The organism is Flaviflexus sp. (assembly GCF_041440645.1).
Classification (GTDB): Bacteria; Actinomycetota; Actinomycetes; order Actinomycetales; family Actinomycetaceae; genus Flaviflexus.
The window spans coordinates 1-21,838 of the sequence record NZ_JASDVN010000034.1; the positions used below are offsets into that span (position 1 = coordinate 1).

The 21,838-nt window shown below is 60.9% G+C and carries 18 protein-coding genes; 14 read left to right on the forward strand and 4 right to left on the reverse strand.

Annotated features, from left to right (window positions below; genetic code table 11):
• The first annotated feature begins 172 nt into the window (after positions 1–172).
• The 9 genes from QMB98_RS04950 to QMB98_RS04990 all read left to right on the forward strand — a co-directional run bounded on the left by QMB98_RS04950 (position 173) and on the right by QMB98_RS04990 (position 10,653).
• The gene (locus tag QMB98_RS04950; protein WP_371684569.1) at positions 173–1,372 is read left to right on the forward strand and encodes a YihY/virulence factor BrkB family protein; all 1,200 of its coding nucleotides are present in this window, start codon (positions 173–175) and stop codon (positions 1,370–1,372) included.
• The gene (locus QMB98_RS04955; protein WP_371684570.1) at positions 1,369–2,442 is read left to right on the forward strand and encodes a mannose-1-phosphate guanylyltransferase; all 1,074 of its coding nucleotides are present in this window, start codon (positions 1,369–1,371) and stop codon (positions 2,440–2,442) included. Before QMB98_RS04950 ends, QMB98_RS04955 begins: the two co-directional genes overlap by 4 nt.
• A gap of 543 nt (positions 2,443–2,985) precedes the next feature.
• Entirely contained in the window at positions 2,986–4,188 is a 1,203-nt protein-coding gene (locus QMB98_RS04960) for a BMP family ABC transporter substrate-binding protein (RefSeq protein ID WP_371684571.1), read from the forward strand.
• A 126-nt stretch (positions 4,189–4,314) separates the two neighbouring features.
• Positions 4,315–5,844 carry an ABC transporter ATP-binding protein gene (locus QMB98_RS04965; protein ID WP_371684585.1) on the forward strand — a complete coding sequence of 510 codons (1,530 nt, stop codon included), beginning with the start codon at positions 4,315–4,317 and terminating at the stop codon, positions 5,842–5,844.
• Positions 5,841–7,004 (forward strand): ABC transporter permease, encoded by a 1,164-nt coding sequence (locus QMB98_RS04970; protein ID WP_371684572.1) that lies wholly within the window; start codon positions 5,841–5,843, stop codon positions 7,002–7,004. The genes QMB98_RS04965 and QMB98_RS04970 overlap by 4 nt, the downstream gene beginning before the upstream one ends.
• Positions 7,001–8,287, forward strand: a complete 1,287-nt coding sequence (locus QMB98_RS04975) for an ABC transporter permease (protein ID WP_371684573.1) — start codon at positions 7,001–7,003, stop codon at positions 8,285–8,287. The genes QMB98_RS04970 and QMB98_RS04975 overlap by 4 nt, the downstream gene beginning before the upstream one ends.
• Positions 8,284–8,691 (forward strand): cytidine deaminase, encoded by a 408-nt coding sequence (locus QMB98_RS04980; protein WP_371684574.1) that lies wholly within the window; start codon positions 8,284–8,286, stop codon positions 8,689–8,691. Before QMB98_RS04975 ends, QMB98_RS04980 begins: the two co-directional genes overlap by 4 nt.
• Positions 8,684–9,964, forward strand: a complete 1,281-nt coding sequence (locus QMB98_RS04985; RefSeq protein WP_371684575.1) for a thymidine phosphorylase — start codon at positions 8,684–8,686, stop codon at positions 9,962–9,964. Before QMB98_RS04980 ends, QMB98_RS04985 begins: the two co-directional genes overlap by 8 nt.
• On the forward strand, positions 9,964–10,653 hold the full coding sequence (locus QMB98_RS04990) for a hypothetical protein (RefSeq protein ID WP_371684576.1): 690 nt from the start codon (positions 9,964–9,966) through the stop codon (positions 10,651–10,653). The genes QMB98_RS04985 and QMB98_RS04990 overlap by 1 nt, the downstream gene beginning before the upstream one ends.
• A 236-nt stretch (positions 10,654–10,889) precedes the next feature.
• On the opposite strand, the gene QMB98_RS04995 is transcribed toward QMB98_RS04990, so the two are convergent.
• Positions 10,890–12,557, reverse strand: a complete 1,668-nt coding sequence (locus tag QMB98_RS04995) for a phospho-sugar mutase (protein ID WP_371684577.1) — start codon at positions 12,555–12,557, stop codon at positions 10,890–10,892.
• Complete coding sequence (locus QMB98_RS05000) at positions 12,557–13,366, reverse strand: purine-nucleoside phosphorylase (RefSeq protein WP_371684578.1); 810 nt, start codon at positions 13,364–13,366, stop codon at positions 12,557–12,559. Before QMB98_RS05000 ends, QMB98_RS04995 begins: the two co-directional genes overlap by 1 nt.
• 92 nt (positions 13,367–13,458) lie before the next feature.
• On the opposite strand from QMB98_RS05000, the gene QMB98_RS05005 reads away from it, so the two are divergent.
• From QMB98_RS05005 to QMB98_RS05015, 3 genes are all read left to right on the forward strand, one after another.
• Positions 13,459–14,997, forward strand: a complete 1,539-nt coding sequence (locus QMB98_RS05005; RefSeq protein WP_371684586.1) for an NAD(P)H-quinone dehydrogenase — start codon at positions 13,459–13,461, stop codon at positions 14,995–14,997.
• Positions 14,998–15,021: 24 nt separating this feature from the next.
• Positions 15,022–15,798 (forward strand): TIGR00730 family Rossman fold protein, encoded by a 777-nt coding sequence (locus QMB98_RS05010; RefSeq protein ID WP_371684579.1) that lies wholly within the window; start codon positions 15,022–15,024, stop codon positions 15,796–15,798.
• Between the two features lie 70 nt (positions 15,799–15,868).
• Entirely contained in the window at positions 15,869–16,036 is a 168-nt protein-coding gene (locus QMB98_RS05015) for a DUF3117 domain-containing protein (RefSeq protein ID WP_371684580.1), read from the forward strand.
• A gap of 374 nt (positions 16,037–16,410) precedes the next feature.
• Here QMB98_RS05015 and QMB98_RS05020 read toward each other — a convergent pair whose 3' ends face one another.
• A complete protein-coding gene (locus tag QMB98_RS05020; RefSeq protein ID WP_371684581.1) occupies positions 16,411–17,040 on the reverse strand; it encodes an O-methyltransferase in 630 nt (209 codons plus the stop codon).
• Positions 17,041–17,328: 288 nt separating this feature from the next.
• Here QMB98_RS05020 and QMB98_RS05025 point away from each other — a divergent pair, with 288 nt between their 5' ends.
• Positions 17,329–17,823, forward strand: a complete 495-nt coding sequence (locus QMB98_RS05025; RefSeq protein WP_371684582.1) for a twin-arginine translocase TatA/TatE family subunit — start codon at positions 17,329–17,331, stop codon at positions 17,821–17,823.
• A 278-nt stretch (positions 17,824–18,101) separates the two neighbouring features.
• On the opposite strand, the gene QMB98_RS05030 is transcribed toward QMB98_RS05025, so the two are convergent.
• Positions 18,102–19,232 carry an Mrp/NBP35 family ATP-binding protein gene (locus QMB98_RS05030; RefSeq protein WP_371684583.1) on the reverse strand — a complete coding sequence of 377 codons (1,131 nt, stop codon included), beginning with the start codon at positions 19,230–19,232 and terminating at the stop codon, positions 18,102–18,104.
• 265 nt (positions 19,233–19,497) lie between these two features.
• Here QMB98_RS05030 and QMB98_RS05035 point away from each other — a divergent pair, with 265 nt between their 5' ends.
• A complete protein-coding gene (locus QMB98_RS05035; protein WP_371684584.1) occupies positions 19,498–21,459 on the forward strand; it encodes an acyltransferase family protein in 1,962 nt (653 codons plus the stop codon).
• Positions 21,460–21,838: the final 379 nt, after the last annotated feature.

The following is a 21,838-nucleotide window of genomic DNA, read 5'->3' on the forward strand; positions in this document are numbered from 1 at the left end:
CCGACAGTCCCAATCAACACCCGCCAATCGGAACCTGTCAACAAGGTAACGGGCACATTATAAATAGTTATGGCTTTAACCGCTGATGAGAGCGTTGCGGATCGGGCGTTGCAGTTTGCTGAAATCGCTCGCCCACCTCACAAATGGCACGGTCTTCGTTTAGTCTGGGTGGGTGGCAGAAGAAATTTATTATGACGCTCCCTCGACCGTTCCGTCCACGCGACCCATCACTGTCGAGCCTGAGCCATTCATTCATAAGATCATGAATCTGCGCCTCCTGAGGGCGTTCCAACGATACGGAGTGGCCAAGGGTGCGTTCCTATCGGGTGGTATTGCGTATTCGGCGATTTTCTCTATCGCTGCCGCACTCACGATTTCGCTCACGGTGTTCATGGCCGTCCTTGGTCAAAACGATGAGTTGCGTGAAGCAGTCTTTGAGGGCATCAATGAGGCGATGCCGGGTATTTTGAAGACGGACGATGATCCCAGTGGTCTGATCGCTCCCGAGTCCCTCATCATGGACACGGCTTTCAACCTGGCCACGTTTATCGCCATGGGCGTGCTGCTCTGGACGGCCCTGTCGGTCATGAACGCCTTGAAGGTCTCGATCCGCGCCATGTTCGGCATCTCCAAGCTTCCCGAGAACTTCATTCTCCTGAAGGCCCGCGACCTTCTCGCATTCGTTGGTTTGGCTCTCGGCGTTCTCCTTGGTTCCATCCTGACCTCCGCGGCGGGCACATTGGGAAGTACGATCCTTGAGTTCATTGGCGTCGAAGGAACGATCGCGCAGTGGTCGATCCGTATCGCCTCCCTCGCCATCGCCTTCCTCGTTGACTTCGCCGTCATTGCCCTGCTCTTCCGCTACACGGCGGGCGCCCGCCCACCCCGCAAGGATCTCTTCCTGGGCGCAGCCCTCGGTGCCCTCGGTACCTCGGTCGTTCGTTTCCTCGGTACCTCGGTTCTCGGTTCCGTTGCCGACAACCCGGTCCTCGCTCCCTTCGCCGCCATCGCGACACTGCTTCTCTGGGTCAACTTCGTGACCCGTATTGTCTTGATCGCGGCAGCATTCACGGCGAACCCGCCGGCACCCATGAAGATCACGGTTCCCGAGTCGATCCACGCGAACAGCACCCCGAACTTCGTGACCATGTCCGTGCCGGAGACGACCAGGTGGACGCACGAACCGTTCACTGGTGTGGTGGTTCCCGACATGACCCGCGACCCGGACTTCGCGGACCGTCTGCGCCCCGATCTTCCCGAGTGGAAGGGCCGCAAGGGCAAGAAGAGCCGGAAGAAGATCCAGAAGCTGGAACTCCAGTTGGCGCAGGCCAAGATGGACTACCGCCTCGAGAGTGAACGGAACAAGAAATGACATTCGTCGCCATCATTCCCGCGGGCGGTGCGGGCACGCGCCTGTGGCCGCTGTCGAGGAAGTCCCACCCGAAGTTCCTGTTGGACATGACGGGCGCTGGCCGCACCCTCATCCAGGCAACTGCGGATCGCTTGGCGGACCTGGTCGACGATCTCATCATCGTGACCGGAACTGCTCACGCACACGAGGTGGCACGCCAGCTTGATCTTGATGACAAGTCGATTGTCATCGAACCGTCCCCGCGGGGGACGATGCCCGCGATCGGACTAGTCGCGGCTATTGTCGAGCAACGCTACGGCGGCGATGCCGTTGTTGGTTCCTTTGCAGCCGACCACCTCATTACCGACACCCCTGCCTTCCAGGACGCGGTGCGCACGGCCATTGCCTCGGCAGAGACCGGCAAGGTCGTGACAATCGGCATCACCCCCACCCACCCCGAGACCGGGTTCGGGTACATCGACGTCGGCCACGAGACTGACGTTGCTGGCTCGTTCGTGGTTGACCGGTTCCTGGAGAAGCCGGATCTGGAGAGCGCCACGGCATACGTCGAATCCGGAACCTTCCTGTGGAACGCAGGAATGTTTGTCGCGAGGGCGGGTGTGCTCCTTGATGCTCTCGCCCGCTTCAAGCCGGAACTGGCAGACGGGCTGCGCAGCATTGCGGCTGAGTGGGACGGTCCCGGCAGGGACGAGGCCTTGGGCGGGTGGAACGAGCTCGAGGACAGCGTCATCGACCGTGCCATCGCCGAACCACTCGCTGAAGAGGGCGGTGTCTCCACGGTTCCCGTGTCAATGGGATGGTCCGATATCGGCGGATACACCTCCCTTGCCGAACACTTGGACGATCCGGCACATCAGGTTGCAGAGGGTGGCTCCAGCCAGCCCGTGTACCTGTCCGGCTCCGACTCGTCGGTGGTGTATTCCTACGATCGCCCCATCGTCATCCACGGGATCCCCGATGCTGTCGTGATCGATACTGGCGATGTTCTTCTCGTGACGACGAAGGATGCCGCGGGCGGCCTCGGGGGAGTCGTGTCGTCGCTGCCCGAGGGCATCTCAGACCTGCGCTGAGCCGGCTAACTCGACAAAGTGAACCACGTGTGGCCCACGGGCATCATCTGCTCGCGGGCCACAACTTTGTGCACGACTTTTTGAGAATGATCAAGTCTTTTCGAGCCAATTCCGCATAGAACTGCGTGTCGCAACAGTATTGAGAATCTACGGGATAGGAAACCGAAAGCTCATTGCCCCTACCGCGACTAACATGATGGCGTCCATCACCATCAAGATACAGTGACGATTTGAGCCGTCATGCATGATCATTCTTGCGATCCGATACTTAGTACTTGGTGGCTCGGCGCCTGCTGTGACGCCAATCTATTTGCGCAGGTCACAAAGTTAAAGACAGGATCGTCTTGTGGGGTACGAGGGAGGATTTGGAATTCACTTGTTCTATTCACTATCGCTCGGCTTGAGAATGTGGGATCATCTAGCTCGTTATCAAACATTGATAATGCGACTTACCCAATTAGCGTGTGTAAACAGAAGGTTAACTAGTATGCTATTGGTGAAATCCGTGCCGCTCGGGTACGGGCCTATAAGTAGGAGTAACGCGTGAAGAAATCCACGTCATTTATGGCACTCGCCGGTGTCGCTGCTCTTGTCCTCGCAGGGTGTGCTGACGACACCAATGATGAGTCGACAGATAACGAGACCACGGTCGAGCAGACCGATTCGGAGGATACCGAATCGGAAGACACCGACACCGAATCCGAGGACGGAGAGACCGAGGGCACCGACGAGGGTGACCCGGGTCGCGACTACTCGGCAATCGACGCATCCGACTACACCGCTTGCCTCGTCTCTGACGCAGGTGGTTGGGACGACAAGTCCTTCAACGAATCCGCATTCAACGGCCTCAACGACGCAGCCGACCTCATGGGTGTTGAGACGTCGACCGCAGAGTCCTCCTCCGAAGGCGACTTCGATCCCAACGTTCGCGCCATGGTCGATGAGGGCTGTGACATCGTGATCGGCGTTGGCTTCATGCTCGGTGGCGCCGTCGGTGACGCTGCGGACGCAAACCCCGACGTTTCCTTCGCACTTGTTGACTCGGACTTCTCCGACGATCAGGGTGCACCCGTTGAGCACGACAATGCTCGCGCACTTCTCTTCAACACCGCTGAGGCCGCTTACCTCGCCGGTTACGTTGCAGCTGGCATGACCGAGACCGGCGTTGTCGCCACCTTCGGTGGTATGCCGATCCCGTCCGTCCAGATCTTCATGGATGGCTTCGTCGATGGCGTTGCAGCATACAACGACGCTAACGGCACCAACGTTGAGGTTCTCGGTTGGGACAAGGACTCGCAGTCCGGTTCCTTCTCGAACTCCTTCGACGATCAGGCACAGGGCCAGCAGCTCGCTAACGGCTTCATCAACCAGGGCGCCGACATCATCATGCCGGTTGCTGGACCGGTTGGTCTCGGCGCTGCCGCTGCAGCACAGACCGCAGGCGACGTCTACATCATTGGTGTTGACTCCGACTGGTACGAGTCTGCTTCCGAGTTCTCCTCGATCGTTCTGACCTCCGTGGTCAAGGACATTGATGCTGCAGTTCTCGACGCCATTGCTGACCTTGCTGAAGGCACCTTCAACAACGAGGCATACGTTGGTTCTCTCGAAAACGGTGGCGTTGGACTTGCTCCGTTCCACGACTTCGAGGATCAGGTTCCGGCCGAGCTCGTCGCAGAGGTTGAGGCTCTCCAGGAGCAGATCATCTCCGGTGAACTCGTTGTCGACACACCGAACGCTCCGTAAGTAACGGATTGATTGGGCGGGCCTGGGACATGCCACGCATGATTCCAGGCCCGCCTTTTCGTCCCTTACCAACTGTCGGCTATCATTGCCGCACTGGTGGAACACACACAGAAAGGCACAGCCAAGGTGAAGCTTGAGCTTGTTGGGATAACGAAGAAGTTTGGATCCCTCGTCGCCAACGATCACATCGACATCGAGGTCGAGCCGGGGCAGATCCACGCCCTGCTTGGCGAAAACGGTGCTGGTAAGTCGACGCTCATGAACGTCCTGTACGGACTGTACGAGCCAGATGAGGGCGAAATCCGCATTGATGGGAAACCGGTGACCTTTAACGGTCCCGGCGATGCTGTTGCTGCAGGCATCGGCATGGTGCACCAGCACTTCATGCTTGTCCCCGTCTTTACCGTCGCAGAATCGGTGGCACTCGGTTACGAGCCGACCCACCCCGTTGCCGGAATCATCAATATTTCCAAGGCAAGAGAAACAGTTGAAAAGGTGTCGAAGCGTTTCGGCTTCGATCTCAACCCGGACGCGAAGGTTGAGGACCTCACGGTTGGAGCGCAGCAACGCGTCGAGATCGTCAAGGCACTCTCGCGCAAGGCAGAGGTTCTCATCCTTGATGAGCCGACCGCCGTGCTGACGCCCGCGGAAACAGACGAACTCATGACGATCATGAAGGAGCTGGCAGCAGCCGGCACCTCAATCGTGTTCATCACCCACAAGTTGCGTGAGGTGCGCGCTGTGGCCGACAAGATCACGGTTATTCGCCGCGGCAAGGTCGTGGGTGAAGCATCCCCCGAGAGCTCCGAAGGTGAGCTCGCAAACATGATGGTGGGACGTTCCGTCCTTCTCAAGGTGGAGAAGGATCCGCCCAAGCCCGGCCCCACCGCACTCTCACTCAAGAACGTCTCCTATATTGACGACGATGGTGTGCTCCTGGTTGACAAGGTCGACCTGGATGTTCAGGCGGGGGAGATCCTCGGCATCGCTGGCGTGCAGGGCAACGGTCAGACGGAGCTCTCCGAACTCCTGCTCGGCCTGCTGACCCCCACCGAGGGCGAAATCGAGCTGGCTGGCGAAACCATCACGAAGCACTCCGTTCGTAAAAGGGTCGATGAGGGGCTCGGTTTCATTCCCGAGGACCGCATCGAGGACGGCATGGTTGGCACCTTCTCTGTCGCAGAGAACCTCGTGCTCAACCAGTACCGTACGAAGGAGTTCTCGCGTGGCCCCTCGATCCTGCCCAAGAAGATCCACGAGAACGCAGAGAAGCTACGTGACGAGTTCGATATTCGTCTCTCCGACGTCGACTACCCGATCACGACGCTGTCGGGCGGTAACCAGCAGAAGGTCATTGTGGCGCGCGAGATGTCTCGCAAGCTGTCCCTTCTCGTTGCCAGCCAACCAACCCGTGGCGTTGACGTGGGTTCAATCGAGTTCATTCACAACCGCATCGTGAAGGAACGCGACTCGGGCACGGGCGTGATCCTGGTGTCGTCGGAGCTGGATGAGATTCAGTCCCTGTCCGACCGGATCGCCGTCATGTACCGAGGCAGGATTGTTGGCATTGTTCCCGCTCATACCCCGAACTCGGTTCTGGGGTTGATGATGGCGGGCGTGCCGATGGAGGAAGCGATGGAGCAGGAGGCTTCGTGAGTACGACAACCGAAACCAAACCGGTACCGTTTGGTGTAAAAGTTCGGGCCGCCCTTCATGTGGCCGTTCGATCCGAATGGATCATTTCCCTTCTCGCCGTCGTGATCGCTTTCATCGTGGGCGCCTTCTTCATCTGGCTTGCCGACTCATCGATCATCGACACCTACTGGCGCCTCTTCAAGGGCTCGATCTTCAACCCCGACCGTGACGGTTTCCTTAACCAGATCAGGTCACTGACCGAGACCTTTAGGAACGCGGCTCCGCTGATCCTCGCGGGTCTTGGACTCGGTCTTGGCTTTAGGGCCGGCCTGTTCAACATTGGTGGTCAGGGCCAGATCATTCTCGGCGCCATCGGCGCGACTTACGTTGGCTTTACCTTCAACCTGCCCTACTTCGCTCACCTGCTCGTTGCTCTCGTTGGCGCGGTTCTCGTTGCCGGCATCTGGGGTGGCTTCGTTGGCTTCCTCAAGGCACGCACGGGCGCGAACGAGGTGATCGTGACGATCATGCTGAATTCGATCGCGGCTTCCCTCCTTGTCTACCTGCTGTCGAACGACCTGTTCCAGCAGCTGGGTACCTCGGAGCTGAAGTCGAAGCCGATCGCTGCTGAGGCACGCCTGCCGCACATCCTGCCGGCACCGTTCACCCTCCACGCCGGCATCATCGTCGCGATCCTTGCCACGATCTTCGTGTGGTGGCTGCTGGAACGCTCGAAGTTCGGCTTCGAGCTCCGCGCAGTCGGCTCCAACGCCAGTGCCTCCCAGACTGCTGGTATGTCGACCGGCAAGGTTATCACGATGACCATGTTTGTCTCCGCGGCACTCTGTGGTCTCGCTGGCGCCAACCAGGTTCTCGGTACCTTCGGTTCGCTGACCCCGGACGTGGCCGGCTCGATCGGCTTCGATGCCATCACCGTGGCACTGCTGGGACGTAACAAGCCGATCGGCATCTTCCTTGCCGGCCTGCTGTTTGGTGCGTTCTCCGCGGGTGCTCCTCTCATGCAGGGCGCGGGTGTCCCGGTCGACATGATCCTCATCCTGCAGTCCGTCATCGTCCTCCTCATTGCGGCACCTCCGCTGATCCGCTGGATCTTTAGGATCCCCAAGCCGGACGGCAAGACTTACCGCGAGTACATCACTCTTCAGCAGGAGGCAAAATGAGCACCACCGTTGACACGCTAGAAGCTCACGAGCGCGCCGAAGACATCCGTATCCCGATCTCGTGGAAGATGCCCATCATTTACGGGCTCGCCACGCTGCTCAGTCTCTACTTCGCCTTGAACTCAGATGGTGTGGCGGAGTTCGTGTGGAAGCAGATCCGTCCCTCACGTGATGGTGGAAACCTGCTCCTGCACGCCGATCAGACCGTGTGGATCCTCACCGCCGTCATTGCCCTCGCAGCCGCTTACTCTGTGTTCCGTGCCATCCGGCGCCAGAAGCAGCCCCTGTGGCTGGGACTCATCATCCTGCTCGCACTGGTTCTCGCCTTCCTCACCTTCCAGGGTGGTGGCTCGGGCCGTTACATCACGATCGCCTTCCTCTTTGCCGCCACGATCACGGCTGCTCAGCCGCTCATCTTCGGTGCGATGGCGGGCGTGGTCTGTGAACGCGTCGGTGTCGTCAACATCGCCATCGAAGGTCAGCTCCTTGTGGGTGCCTTCACCGGTGTCGTTGTCGCCTCCGCAACTGCAAACCCTTGGTTGGGACTCCTCGCAGCACCCCTCGCGGGCGCCCTCATCGGATCCCTGCTCGCGTTCTTCTCCGTGAAGTACGCGGTCGATCAGATCATTGTTGGCGTGGTTCTCAACGTTCTGTGCCTCGGCCTGACCTCGTTCCTGCTCGGCACGATCATTCGCGACACCCCAACCTGGAACTCGATCCAGTACTCACTGCCGCAGTGGGAGGTCCCCGGACTGTCGAAGATCCCGTTCATCGGACCCGTGTTCTTCAATCAGACGATCATCACCTACATCCTGTACGTGGCTCTCATCGTCCTGACGATCATGCTGTTCCGTTCCCGCTGGGGCCTGCGCATGAGGGCCGTGGGTGAGCACCCAAAGGCTGCCGACACGGTTGGTATCAACGTGAACCGCACCCGTGTTCTCAACACGATCCTCGGTTCCGCTTTCGCCGGCCTCGGTGGTGCCTCGTTCACCATCGGCGCGAACGCAGTGTTCACCGAGAACATCTCGGCAGGCAACGGCTACATTGCCCTCGCCGCCATGATCCTCGGCAAGTGGCACCCGATCGGTGCCATGGGAGCTGCCCTCATGTTCGGCTTCGCCTCCGCGATCGTCGACTTCCTGCCGCTCGTGGCCACCACCCCGATCGACCCGAACCTGCTCGCCATGATCCCGTACGTCGTGACGATCCTGGCTGTGGCTGGTTTCGTTGGTAAGTCGCGTGCGCCCGCCGCTGAGAACGTCCCCTACATCAAGTCATGACGAACTGGGACGGCCTGCGTCAGGCAGCAATTGACGCCATGAAGCACGCATACGTGCCCTACTCGGGTTTCCCCGTGGGTGCGGCAGGGCTCGCAGAAGACGGTCAGATCTACAGCGGATGCAACGTCGAGAACGCTGGATATGGGGTGACGCTGTGTGCCGAATGCGGAATGATCTCCGATCTTGTCAAGTCCGGTGGCGGCAAGCTCGTCGCGTTCCTCTGCGTGAACGGCGATGAGGACCTGACCTCACCGTGTGGAAGGTGCCGGCAGCTCCTGTGGGAGCACGGCACGTCCACCACAAAGATCCAGCTCCCCGAGGGAATCATTTCCCTGCCGGAGCTGCTCCCGTACGGGTTTGGATTGGACGATTTGAACAAGGTTGAAAGGAAGATTGGTGACTGAAAAGTTCGATGCGGTTGACATCATTCGGACGAAGCGCGATCGCGGGGAACTCTCCGTCGATCAGATCAACTGGGTGATTGATGCCTACACGCGAGGAGTCGTTGCCGAGGAGCAGATGTCTGCTCTTGCCATGGCGATCTTCCTCAACGGCATGAACCCGGACGAGATCTCGCAGTGGACAACTGCGATGATTAACTCGGGCGAAACCATGGACTTCTCGTCCCTGTCGAAGCCGACCACGGACAAGCATTCGACCGGTGGCGTGGGTGACAAGATCACCCTGCCCCTGGCTCCGCTCGTTGCCTCGTACGGCGTGGCCGTTCCGCAGCTCTCGGGCCGCGGCCTTGGCCACACCGGTGGCACCCTGGACAAGCTGGAGGCCATTCCCGGGTGGCGTGCGAACCTCTCAAACGAGGAGATCCTCGCTCAGCTCGAATCCGTTGGCGCAGTCATCTGCGCCGCAGGCTCCGGTCTCGCTCCCGCGGACAAGAAGCTGTACGCACTGCGCGACATCACCTCGACCGTGGAGTCCATTCCGCTCATCTCCTCCTCGATCATGTCGAAGAAGATTGCGGAAGGAACCGACTCCCTCATCCTTGACGTCAAGGTGGGATCCGGTGCCTTCATGAAGGACCTGCAGCAGGCACGCCAGCTCGCGTCCACCATGGTCGCGATCGGCAAGGCCGCGGGAACAAACACCGTGGCTCTCCTGACCGACATGTCCGTCCCGCTGGGGCGGAAGATCGGTAACGCCCTCGAGGTCGAGGAGTCCGTCGAGGTCCTGGCAGGCGGCGGACCCGCCGACGTTGTCGAACTGACCGTTGAGCTGGCACGCGAGATGCTGCTCGCCACCGGCATCGAAGTCGACCCGCGGGAGAACCTCGAGAACGGCCGTGCAATGGACTCCTGGAAGGCCATGATTCGTGCGCAGGATGGTGACCCGGATGCTCCGCTACCCACGTCCAAGCACACCGAAACCATCTACGCGGACGAGGACGGAGTCGTCTCCGAGCTCGACGCACTCAAGGTTGGTTACGCCTCCTGGAAGCTCGGTGCAGGCCGTGCCCGCAAGGAGGACCCGGTGCAAGCTGGCGCGGGTGTCACCATCCACGCCCACATCGGTGAGGCAGTGAAGGCTGGGGATCCGCTCCTCACCCTCCACACCGATGACGAGCCCCGCTTCGAGAAGGCAAAGGAGTCCCTCGAGGGCGCCTACGCGATCTCGACCGTGGCACCGGCACGCGAGTCCGTCATTCTGGATCGGATCTCCTAATGTCAGGCGGGCTTCATCTTGGCAGGATCGTCGCGCGCTTCCAGCGCCCGATTCAGACCATCCCGGGCCCGCCCGACCACCAACACCACGACCCGGTTCCCGTCGTCCTGGGGCAGACGCTCGTCACCCAGGCTGACGAAACCAAGTGCGGTGCTGCGGTCCTCCTCATGCTCGAAGCAACGGGGGACCCGGCACTCGCGAAGCGGCTTGAGGACAAACCCGAGCTCATCACCTCGTACCAGCAGACCATTTACGACCGAGTCAGCAAGAACGCTGTCGGTCCGTTTGATTGGCCGCAACGCTTCGGTAGCCCTCCGTGGACGCTCGCAAGGGAGGCGAGGTTCCCCGGGGTGGAATACCACGCCCACGCAGTCGACGACACGACCGAGGGTGGCAGAGACATCCTGACCGCCACCCTCCACGCCAATCGCGCCGGCATCCCCGTTCCTCTCTACACGGGCGGCAACATCGGGCAGGGACTTGATCGTGCAATACCGCGCCACGTCGTCCTTGCCGTGCCGCACGCGCCTGGCTCCAAGAGCGGCTCGTTGCGCATCTACGAGCCCTCCTCCGGCATGCTCTACGACGTCAGCATCAAGGAGCTCCTGGGGCGGCAGGCGAAGCACAAGGCACTCGGCAACTGGTCACACGTCGTGTGGGCCATCCTCCCGAGCCCCAAGGGGTCCTAACAAGAACTATCCTTCCTTGGTGAAGAGCCGTTACTTTGTGAACGGCTTTCCTTATTAGCCACCCTACTGTGAAGAGCAATCCATGGTGAGCAGTCGCTCATCGGATGGCAGACCGTCGTGGGAACGCAGTCCCTGACAAGAAAACTGTGGTAACGATGTGGGTGGTAGAAGTTTCTGCTTCTACCACCCACATCAGTCGTACTTACCTAGCTTTTTGCTTGCCTCGTGCCAGTAATCTACTCGGGAAGGGTGAGCGCTGCCGACATGTCCTGCTGAAGGTGGGACATGCGTGAGGAGGCATTGCTACGAGCCTGCTCGAGACTGTCCGAGACATGCTCGATGACCTCGAGGTAGCACTTGACCTTCGGTTCGGTGCCGGACGGGCGAACCACGGCGCGATCACCAAGCTCGTTCAGGAGCACAAGAGCGTCCGTGGGAGGCAGGCTATCGGATCCGCCGGAGAGGTCCTCGACGCTCGTCACGGGAGAACCGGCCAGCGTGGTCGGGGGATTCGCCCTCAGGTGCGCCATCGTGGCCGGCATGAGGCTGAGGTCGCTCACGCGGATCGTGACCGGTGCCGTCAGGTAGACTCCGTGGCTCGTAGCCAGGTCATCGAGGTGATCGGTGATGGTCTTCCCGCGGGAGCGGAGCGAGGCGGCAATGTAGGCCATGTAGAGGCCCGCAGAGATGCCGTCCTTGTCGCGCACGCCGTCTGGGTCCACGCAGAAGCCGATGGCCTCCTCGTAGCCGAAGATGAGGTCGGGAACCCTGGCGATCCACTTGAAGCCGGTCAGGGTGGCGACGTAGGGGAGTCCGTGGCTACCTGCGATCTCCTTGAGGAGACGGGAGGACACGATGCTGGAGGCGAGGGTGCCCCCGGTCAGCGCACCGATCTTCGCGATCTGATCGCCAATCAGGGTGCCGATCTCGTCACCGGAGAGCTGACGCCAGCCCTGGGCCGTTGGGACCGCTGCGGAGCAGCGGTCAGCATCGGGATCGTTGGCGATGAGGAGGTCGGCCTTGAGGCTCCGTGCCGTCTCGATCGCGAGGTCGAGGGCGCCGGGTTCCTCCGGGTTCGGGAACGACACGGTCGGGAAGTCGGGATCGGGCTGTGCCTGCGCCTCAACCTCGTACACGTTGGAGAATCCGGCGCGGTTGAGAACTTCCTTCATCGTGGTGCCACCAACTCCGTGCATGGAGGTGATGACGATCTTCATGTCGGACTCGTTCTGGTACGGGATCAGGGAGGAGGCGCGCTCCAGGTAGGCCTCACGCACCTCGGGACCGATCTCGGACCAGCCGGTGGTGGCGAGCGGAATCTCGTCGGCCTTCGGGGTCTGGCTGATCTTTTCAGCGATCAATCCGTCGTAGGGAGGGACGATCTGGACGCCCTGACCGTCCTCGGATACTGCGCGGCCACCCAGGTACACCTTGTAGCCGTTGTCTCGGGGCGGGTTGTGGGAGGCGGTCACCATGACGCCAGCATCGGCGTTCAGGTGGCGCACCGCCCACGCGAGGAGTGGGGTGGGGGTGTGGTGGGGGTAGATCATGGCGCGGGCACCCATGGCGGTGGCGACCGCAGCGGTGTCGTGGGCAAAGTCCTTAGAGTTGTGGCGCGCATCGTAGCCAATGACGATGAGGGCGTTGCGGCCCACCTGCTCCTGAAGGAAGTCAACGAGACCGGCGGCAGCCTTGCGGACGACGGCGCGGTTCATGCGGTGCGGTCCGCCCGCCATCTCGCCCCTCAGGCCGGCGGTACCGAACTCGAGCAGGCCACTGAACCTGTCCTCCAGTTCCTCCTGGGCGGTGCTGTCACCCTCGTCGGCCTTCTTCTTGAGCTCGCGGAGCTCACGCTGGGTTACCGGGTCGGGATCGTGCTTGATCCAGGAATCGATATCGATCATCATGCGCTCATTTCCGAAATAATGTTGGCCAGCAAGTCAGCGAGGCGGGGACCAGCATCCGCACCCGCCTGGAGGACCTCCTCGTGGGAGAGGGGTGCGGGAGCAAAGCCGGCTGCCTGGTTCGTGACGAGGGAGATACCGAGAACCTCGAGTCCGGCCTCGCGTGCGGCGATCGTTTCGAGTGCCGTCGACATGCCAACGAGGTCGGCGCTGAGTAGACGCGCCATCTTCACTTCCGAGGGGGTCTCGTAATGGGGGCCGGGGAACTGAGCGTACACGCCCTCGGGCAGGGTGGCATCGACACGGTGCGCAACCTCGCGCAGGCGCGGGCTGTAGGCGTCCGTCAGGTCAACGAAGGTGGCGCCGCGGATCGGGGAGGTGCCGGTCAGGTTGATGTGGTCTTTGAGCAGGACCGCGGTTCCGGGACCCCACTCGGGAACCGTGGAACCACACCCGTTGGTGAGGATGAGGGAGGTGGCTCCGAGCTTCGCGGCAGTGCGAACGCCGTGCGCCACCGGGTCCACGCCCTTACCTTCGTAAAGGTGGGTGCGGGCACCGAGGATGAGAACGTGGCCGCCGCCGTGCAGCTCACGGACGGTCAGGGTGCCTCCGTGACCTGCGACCCCGGATACGCTAAATCCGGGTACTTCTTCAGCTGGGAGGCGGACAACGATGTCGCCAAGGAGATCCTCCGCGCCCTTCCATCCTGATCCAAGGACGAGAGCAAGGGTGATCGTGTCGATTCCGCTGGCTTGCCGAATGTAATCAGCTGCCTCAGCGGCGGCAACGTATGGATTGTGATTAGTCATGAACCTACGGTACATTCTTTGCACCTATTTTCGGTGTCTATTAGCAATCATGTCCCTTATTCAGAGTTCTTTGACACAATGTAACGGTGAGTATGACAGAATCACCGAGACCCACTGGCCCAACTGCATCAGGAGCCCCGAAGGGCAAACTACCCGGAGCTTCCCGAGTCCGTTCAGGATCGAGAGTCGTCATCATCGGCGGCGGCCCCGGCGGATATGAAGCAGCACTGACAGCATCCCAACTCGGAGCAGTTGTCACACTGGTTGAAGACAAGGGCATGGGAGGTAGCGCGGTCCTCACCGACGTGGTCCCCTCCAAGACTCTCATCGCCTCCGCGGAATGGCTCCACAACGTCGAGTCCGCCGACCGTCTCGGAATCGTTGCAAGCGACAAACCGTGGCAGGTGTCGCTCCCCGCGATCAACAAACGAATCATCGACCTCGCCACCAGGCAGTCCCACGACATTCACGAACGCGTCCTCGGCCAGGGCGTCGACATTCTGAACGGCAAGGGCCAGATCCTCACCGAACTGGGCTCCAACGGCACCCGCTTGGTTCGCGCACACCTGGCAGAGGGCGGCACCAAGGATCTCGAAGCGGAGATGGTGCTGATAGCGACCGGTGCGACCCCGCGCGAACTACCCGACGCGAAGCCGGATGGGGAACGGATCCTCAACTGGACCCAGATGTACAACATGAAGGACGAACCCGAGCACCTCATCGTGGTCGGTTCTGGTGTCACCGGTGCCGAGTTCGCCGGCGCCTACATGGGCATCGGCGTCAAGGTCACCCTCATTTCCTCCCGCGACCGCGTCCTCCCAAACGAGGACCCGGATGCTGCTGCCGTGATCGAGAAGGTCTTTGCGCGCCGCGGCATGACCATCCTTGGTCGGTCCCGGGCCGAATCGGTCAAGAGAACCGAAAACGGCGTCATCGTGACGCTCTCCGATGGTCGAACGGTCGAGGGCTCGCACTGCCTCATGGCGGTGGGTTCCACCCCGAACACCGAGGGCATTGGCCTCGAGGAGGCGGGAGTCGCACTCACAGATTCCGGACACATCATCGTTGACAAGGTATCCCGTACCACCGCGTTCCGTGTGTACGCAGCGGGCGACGTCACGGGTTCGCTCCCGCTTGCCTCCGTTGCCGCCATGCAGGGCCGCATCGCCATGAACCACTCCCTAGGTGACTACGTGGAGCCTCTCGAGGTCTCCAAGGTCACGTCCAACATCTTCACGGCGCCCGAGATCGCCCACGTGGGTGCGACGCAGAAGATGTGCGACGAGGGGCTGGATGCGGTTGTCACCATCGTCCCCCTCACACGCAACCCGAGGGCAAAGATGCAGGGCATGACCGATGGTTTCGTCAAACTCATCGCCGACAGCTCCACCCGCGTCGTCATCGGCGGCGTCGTAGTTGCCCCGGGAGCATCCGAGTACATTCTCCCCATCGCTCTCGCTGTCACCGCCCGTATGACGGCCGACGACGTGGCATCCGTGTTCACGGTCTACCCGTCGCTCTCAGGTTCCATCACCGAGGCCGCACGTCAGCTCCGCCACGCTGTCGACGCGACCCACATTCGCCAAAAGTTTGAGCCACACGTCCAGGAGACCCCACCCGCTGTAGGGTAACTGCGGACGAAAGGAACTTAACGCATGAAATCCTACCGACGCGGCCCAGTCCTTCTTCGCGGCGATCAGATCCCCGAGTCAACGACAGACGCGAGACTGCTCGCACCCAACCAGGATGCCTCCTGGGTGCACTCCGACCCGTGGCGCGTCATGCGCATACAGGCGGAGTTCGTGGAAGGCTTCGGTGCGCTCGCGGACCTTGGCCCAGCCGTCTCCGTTTTCGGTTCAGCACGTACCAAGGACAGCGACCCGCACTTCGATGTCGCGACAGAGATCGGGGCGAAGCTCGTGGAGAAGGGTTTCGCCGTCATCACGGGTGGCGGTCCGGGGATCATGGAGGCCGCAAACAAGGGTGCGGTCGATGCGAAGGGCGTATCTGTCGGCCTCGGCATCGAGCTTCCGTTCGAGCAGGGCATGAACGACCACGTCGATCTGGGCATTAACTTCCGGTACTTCTTCATCCGCAAGACCATGTTCGTCAAGTACTCACTTGGCTTCATTGTTCTGCCCGGCGGTTTCGGCACCCTCGATGAACTGTTCGAGGCGCTCACTCTCGTCCAAACCCACAAGGTGCGCTCCTTCCCGATCGTGCTCGTGGGACGGGCCTACTGGCAGGGCCTGATCGACTGGATCAGGACCACCCAGCTCGAGGTCGGAATGATCTCGCCGAAGGACCTCGACCTCATCACCGTTGTTGACACGGCGGAGGAAGCGGTGGAGGCGGTTCAGGCCGGAATCAGTGCCGTTGCCGAGACGCTGAATGGCGAGAGAAACGGCAGGCAAAACGTTAACCCAGAGTGACGTACTTCTCCCTTCAAACGGTGTGATGGCGTAAACTAGAGATGACCTTTAGTTTGAAGGAGACAAACACATGGCAGCGCAGAAACCCCGTTCGGGTGACGGACCAATTGAAGTGGCAAAGGAAGGCCGCGGGATCGTCATGAGAATTCCAGTTGATGGCGGTGGTCGCCTTGTCATTGAGCTCAACGCCGATGAAGCAACCGAACTCGGCGCCGCACTGAACGCAGTCGTCAGCTGACATTCTTATCAGTTCCCGGACCTCAACACATGTTGGAGTCCGGGAATTCTTTATGCCCAGAAAGCCACCGTGGATACACGTTTTGAAACCATGGTTAACCCGCCGTAACGACGAACAAGATCAGTAGCTGGGATAGCTAGGAGATGGGCAAACAACGGGAGAAGCATCCGGACAAGTGAAGGGGGAAACAACCAGACAAGTCATGGGAGAAACGACCGGCCGAGTAATGGGGCACTCACTGGGCAAGTAACGGCGCAGACACCGGGCACGTGATGGGGCGAACCTTAGCTAGGCAAGGGGACAGATAACGGACGGGGCCAAGAAGCTATCGCTCCCTGGCCCCGCATGAAAGTCTATGAATGGTGGAGAACGAGTTACTCGGGCTTCTGGGTGGCGATGAGGCCGGCACCGATCGGAACGAGTGCAGGGTTGTTGCCCTTCTCGAGGATCTCGCGGACGAGGCCACGCATCGCTACCGTGTCGGGTTCGCGGCGAGCCGGATCGGCGACCCTGCCATCAAGCAGCGCGCGCGAGACGACAAGTAGGCCGCCGGGGCGGAGGATGCGGAGGGCCTCCTGGACGTCACCGGGAGCTTCCTCCGGCGCACCATCAACGAGCACGAGGTCGTAGGAACGGTCCGCGAGGCGGGGGAGGATGTCAGCTGAGCGGCCCTTGATGAGGCGCGTGCGGGAGGCGCGTATGCCGGCGCGCGCGTACAGTTCACGTGCCGTGCTCTGCGCCTCTGATTCCACGTCGATCGTGGTCAGGGTGAGCTGGTCGTTGCCTTTGAGGAGGTAGAGGCCGGAGATGCCGGCACCGGTGCCGATCTCCACGGCTGTCTGTGCCTTGGAGGCGGACACGAGGAGGCGGAGGAGGGCGCCCGTGGCTGCGGACGTGGCAGCGAGTCCAAGATCGTCTGCGGTTGCTCGCGCTCCCGCCAGTAGTTCGTCTTCGACGGTCTGCTCTTCAGCAAATGCCCACGACAGCGTCTTATCACCAGACATGCGTTCCTCCTTTTGACCTGTCGTCTATCTTACGTTGATCTGCCACACCACGGGCGAATCTGAGGCTATGACCTCCATTAAACATCCGCCGTACCTTCCCAAGGCTTCCGTGCTCAACGAGGAAGATCGCGAGCCCTCCAAGAAGCCAATGCGCGGACCAAGCCAATCCGCACGTGCTTGTTGTTCAGTTCCTGCGCGGTTGATTTGTCCCAATTGTGGCGTACGACGCTTTGAACCTAGTCCCTAGGGGCCATGTCCGGAATGCCCGGGGCGGGTATGATGTCTCGCATGGGTATCAACACGACTGAGTTCATCATCATTGCGCTCATTCTTGTCATCGTTGTTGGTCCTGAAAAGCTTCCAGAGCTCGCCGCTCAGCTTGGTCGCCTCGTTCGTGAAGTGAAGTCGATTGCCACTGGCGCAAAGGCCCGAGTGAAGGAAGAACTTGGACCCGACTTCGAAGAGCTCAAGAACCTTGATCCGCGGCAGTACGATCCCCGCCGCATCGTGCAGGACGCACTTAAGGACGATCCGCCCTCACGCGTGCCGTCCCGCACCGCACGCCCAGTCTCGACCCCGCGCAATACGACCGCCGCACCAGCGGCAGCAGCTGCCGGGGTGGCAGGAGCAGGTACAGTTGCCGCAAACGCAACACCCGCTACATCCTCCACTGCTGCGGTAACCCCTCCCGCGCAGGCTCAATCGGAGGGGACGCCCGCACCATCTGAAGAGGCAGTCACGGTCCCGGCCTACACGGTCCCGTTCGACGATCAGGCAACCTGAGTCTTTCTAAACACCATCGTCCCTGCAGAGAATGCGGGGACGATTTCTTTTCTGTGATGAGTTCCTGTTTGTCGATGCGTCACGTTTACGCAAGGCTCTGAGGATGGGGCGAATGCCGCCCACATAAGGGTGAATCGTCTGCCACTTGAGAGAATTCGACGTGGCTCTGAGTCGAGGGGTAGGAGACGCGACTTTGGAAATTGATTGAGCACGCCTCTGAAACGCACTGTGCCTGCCCCGGAGGGCAGGCACAGTTATGCTTTGTTAGGCTTTGGAACCTAGTTGTTGATCGGGCTGAGTCCGAGTGAGCGGCCGGCAAGTCCGCGTGCGCGGTGCGACAGCTTGGTCGCGACCTCACGGATCGTGGTGGCTGCAGGGGACTCCGATTCGGTTCCCGCGAGGGGGACACCGGCGTCGCCCTGCTCGCGCAGTTCCTGCTCGAGCGGCACCTTGGCCAGGACCGGGACCTCGTAGCCGAGGATGTTGGTCAGCTCGGATGCGACCTTCTCGCCACCGCCGGAGCCGAACAGTTCCATCTTCGTGCCGTCCGGAAGCTCAAGGTGCGACATGTTCTCGATGACACCGATGACCTTCTGATTGGTCTGTGCCGCCATGGCACCAGCGCGTTCAGCGACCTGTGCGGCCGCCTGCTGCGGGGTGGTGATGACAACGATCTCGGAGTTCGGCAGGAGCTGAGCCACTGAGATCGCGACGTCGCCGGTGCCGGGAGGAAGGTCGAGGAGGAGTGCGTCCAGGTCGCCCCAGTACACGTCAGCAAGGAACTGCTGGAGCGCGCGGTGCATCATGGGGCCACGCCACACAACGGGGGTGTTGCCCTGCGTGAACATGCCGATCGAGATGACCTTGATGCCCTGAGCAACGGGAGGCATGATCATGTCCTCAACGCGGGTCGGGGGCTGGGTGACACCGAGCATGGCGGGGATGGAGTGTCCGTAGATGTCGGCGTCTACAATGCCAACGCGGAGGCCGGACTTGGCCATCGCGAGAGCAAGGTTCGCGGTCATGGTGGACTTACCAACGCCGCCCTTGCCGGAGGTGATGGCGTACACGCGGGTGAGCGAACCGGGCTGCGAGAACGGAATGACAGCCTCCGGGACGCCGCCGCGGAGCTTGGTCTGGAGGTTCTTGCGCTGCTCGTCGGTCATGACACCAAAGTCGACAGACACGGACTTCGTTCCATCGATCTTGCCGACAGCTTCTTCAATGTCGTTCGAGATCGTGTTGCGGAGCGGACATCCCTGGGTCGTGAGGTCGATTCCGACGGCAACATTGCCGTCCTGAACATCAACACTGCGAACCATGTCGAGATCGGTAATGGGGCGACGAATTTCAGGATCGAGCACGGTGCTAAGAGCTTCCCGTACAGCGTCCTCACTAACAGCAGTCATGACTTTATTCTACCGATGGGGCCGTGAGTATTCCAGGATCGAAGGTTTCCGTAGGCATGATCACGTTTCTACCTCCCCAGATAACCAAGTGGGACAGAAGCACGATAGGAGTGACTAACACGGGTACGGGGCTTGGTGGGCGACACGCCCGCGGCGGCGGATAATGTCTTGCGAGCGGTTGGATGAATCTCGAGGAAGGGGTAGTTTCGTGAATGCCATGAATTCTTTGTCTACCGAACCTCGGGCCGACGCGCGTCCTGTATCGATGCGCAGAATAGCTGGACTTGACGGGTTGCGAGCCATCGCTGCAATCCTCGTTCTCGTCTATCACCTGATCCCGGGATGGGCAGACATTGGCTACGTCGGAGTGGACGTTTTCTTCGTCCTATCCGGCTTCCTCATCACCAGCCTCCTCATCGTGTCCGTTCTCCGCAACGGCAAGGTCAAGCTCGGTGACTTCTGGGCACGAAGGTTCCGCAGGCTCTTTCCCGCAGTCTTTGTCGCAACCATCGGAGTTGCCGCACTCGCCTTCCTGTCCGGTGGGGATTCTCTCGTTGGGCTTGGTAGGCAGGTTCTCGGTTCGCTGACGGCCACCTACAACTGGATCGAGATCGGCCACGGCGCCTCCTACTTTGAGGAGGCCAGCCCGCTCCTGCTCACCAACATGTGGTCCCTCGCAGTCGAGCAACAGTTCTATCTGGTGTGGCCGCTCTTGGTGGTCCTGCTCGTCATGCTTCCAAGGTCGCTGAGAGTGCTGTCCGCGCTGGCAATTGCGGCCGGTTCCATCGCGCTTCATCTCCATCTCCTCACAGATGACGTCACCCGCGTCTACATGGGAACCGACACCCACTTGTGGGGACTCATGTTTGGTGCTGCTCTCGCGTTCGCGATGCAGAGGATCGTCGTGCAAGGAGACCAAGAACCAGCGAATGAGCTAGATCTTGCTCGCTCCCGCCTGTCATGGCTGTGGGGGATTGCTGGCTGGATTGGGTTGTTCGGCATCATCGTGGGTGGCCTCCTCATCGAGAACTCCTCAGCCATGTACCCCTGGGGCATGGTCAGTGCCAGCCTCCTCGCACTCCTTGTCGTCCGTGCGATGCTTCCCGATGTCGTCTCGGCGCCTAAGCAGGCGCTGGAAGGCCTCCTCGGGAGCAGGGCTCTGACCTGGTTGGGTGTGCGCTCCTACGGAATCTACCTGTGGCACTGGCCCCTCTACGTCATCGCCTACTACCGTTTCCCGCTCGTGAACCCATACCTGGTTGCGGCTGGCATCACGGCCCTGTCGATTCTTGCCGCCGACCTCTCCTACCGCTACGTTGAGAACCCGATCCGGATCATGGGAGTCCGTGGCTGGTTCCGTCACGTTCGCGACTCGATCACGGACTCGGGTGCACTCCGCGCCATTACCATCGTGGCACTCCCACTTGTTGTGTTCGGGCTCGCCGGGGCCGGCATCGCCACCGCCCCCGCAACCTCAACCGGTCAGCAGGCCGTTGAGGCAGGCATCAAGCCCAACCCGGATGATCCAGCACCCGAAGGACCACAGCCACATGCGCCGGCTCCTGGTCAGGAGCCGGGGAACAATGCTCCGGGTGGCCCATCAAACCCGCCCGCTCCCACGAGCCCGGCTCCCACGCAAACACCGGGTGATGGGGCACCGGGTGAAGTGGATCCAACAGTGCCGGAGGACCCCGCGACAGATGAGCCCGAGCCGACACCAACCAAGGACCCGAACGCTCCCTACCCGGAAAGTTGGGATCAGGTCACGGTCATTGGTGACTCGGTAACGCTCGCGGCCCAGTACTCGTTGCAGGACTCGATGCCTGGGGTGAGGGTGGATGCGGCAGAGTCCCGAAGCATCCAGGTGGCCCATGACATCATTGCCCAGTACGAGGCCACGGGTGAGCTCGGTGAGTTCGTTGTCGTATCGCTCGCAACAAACGGGAGCATCAAGGACTACCAGATCCAGTCGATCCTCGACACGATCGGGCCCGACCGCACCCTCGTTCTCGTGACAGGCTTTGGCCCAGCACGCGCCAATTGGATCCCGGAAGCAAACGAAGCAATCTTTGCGATGGCGAAGCAGTACCCGGACCGCATCAGGGTCGCAGACTGGCATGCAGCCATCGAGGATCACACGGACCTCCTCGCGGGGGATGTCACCCACCCGGGACGCGAGGGCGCGGACCTCTTTGCCGCAACCATCAGGCACACGCTCGAACCCTAGGTTCGCCATGTGAGTTCGACACCCGAGAAGACCCGAAAGCGACACCCGAGAAAACCCGAAGGGGTTAGGTTCGGGGCTCGCAGCCGTTTCCTCGTCGTAAGTCCGGTGCAACCACCACGGTGGAGTCTGGGACCCTGAGAAACCAAGCGGATGCTGAGGCGTAAAGCAGGATCTGCGAAGCCAAAAAGGCGAGATGCCACGTTGGTTCCGAGAACCAAGTGCTGTACCAGCTGACAAAACATTCGTTCCATGTGCGGATCCACATGTGGCTCCGCACATGCTTGCGGGCCAGCCGAGGCTAGCCCGCAAGCAAACATTTTGCCGAGATCACAGGAATTTCCCTGTGGCTTCTAGCCTGTCTCTTATACACATCTCGCAG

Coding starts and splice junctions, on each gene's coding strand:
- QMB98_RS05005 (WP_371684586.1), top strand. CDS start 13,459: ATGACAGAATCACCGAGACCCACTGGCCCAACTGCATCAGGAGCCCCG.
- QMB98_RS05020 (WP_371684581.1), bottom strand. CDS start 17,040: ATGTCTGGTGATAAGACGCTGTCGTGGGCATTTGCTGAAGAGCAGACC.
- QMB98_RS05015 (WP_371684580.1), top strand. CDS start 15,869: ATGGCAGCGCAGAAACCCCGTTCGGGTGACGGACCAATTGAAGTGGCA.
- QMB98_RS04995 (WP_371684577.1), bottom strand. CDS start 12,557: ATGATCGATATCGATTCCTGGATCAAGCACGATCCCGACCCGGTAACC.
- QMB98_RS05035 (WP_371684584.1), top strand. CDS start 19,498: ATGCGCAGAATAGCTGGACTTGACGGGTTGCGAGCCATCGCTGCAATC.
- QMB98_RS05030 (WP_371684583.1), bottom strand. CDS start 19,232: ATGACTGCTGTTAGTGAGGACGCTGTACGGGAAGCTCTTAGCACCGTG.
- QMB98_RS04990 (WP_371684576.1), top strand. CDS start 9,964: ATGTCAGGCGGGCTTCATCTTGGCAGGATCGTCGCGCGCTTCCAGCGC.
- QMB98_RS05010 (WP_371684579.1), top strand. CDS start 15,022: ATGAAATCCTACCGACGCGGCCCAGTCCTTCTTCGCGGCGATCAGATC.
- QMB98_RS05000 (WP_371684578.1), bottom strand. CDS start 13,366: ATGACTAATCACAATCCATACGTTGCCGCCGCTGAGGCAGCTGATTAC.
- QMB98_RS05025 (WP_371684582.1), top strand. CDS start 17,329: ATGGGTATCAACACGACTGAGTTCATCATCATTGCGCTCATTCTTGTC.
- QMB98_RS04980 (WP_371684574.1), top strand. CDS start 8,284: ATGACGAACTGGGACGGCCTGCGTCAGGCAGCAATTGACGCCATGAAG.
- QMB98_RS04955 (WP_371684570.1), top strand. CDS start 1,369: ATGACATTCGTCGCCATCATTCCCGCGGGCGGTGCGGGCACGCGCCTG.
- QMB98_RS04975 (WP_371684573.1), top strand. CDS start 7,001: ATGAGCACCACCGTTGACACGCTAGAAGCTCACGAGCGCGCCGAAGAC.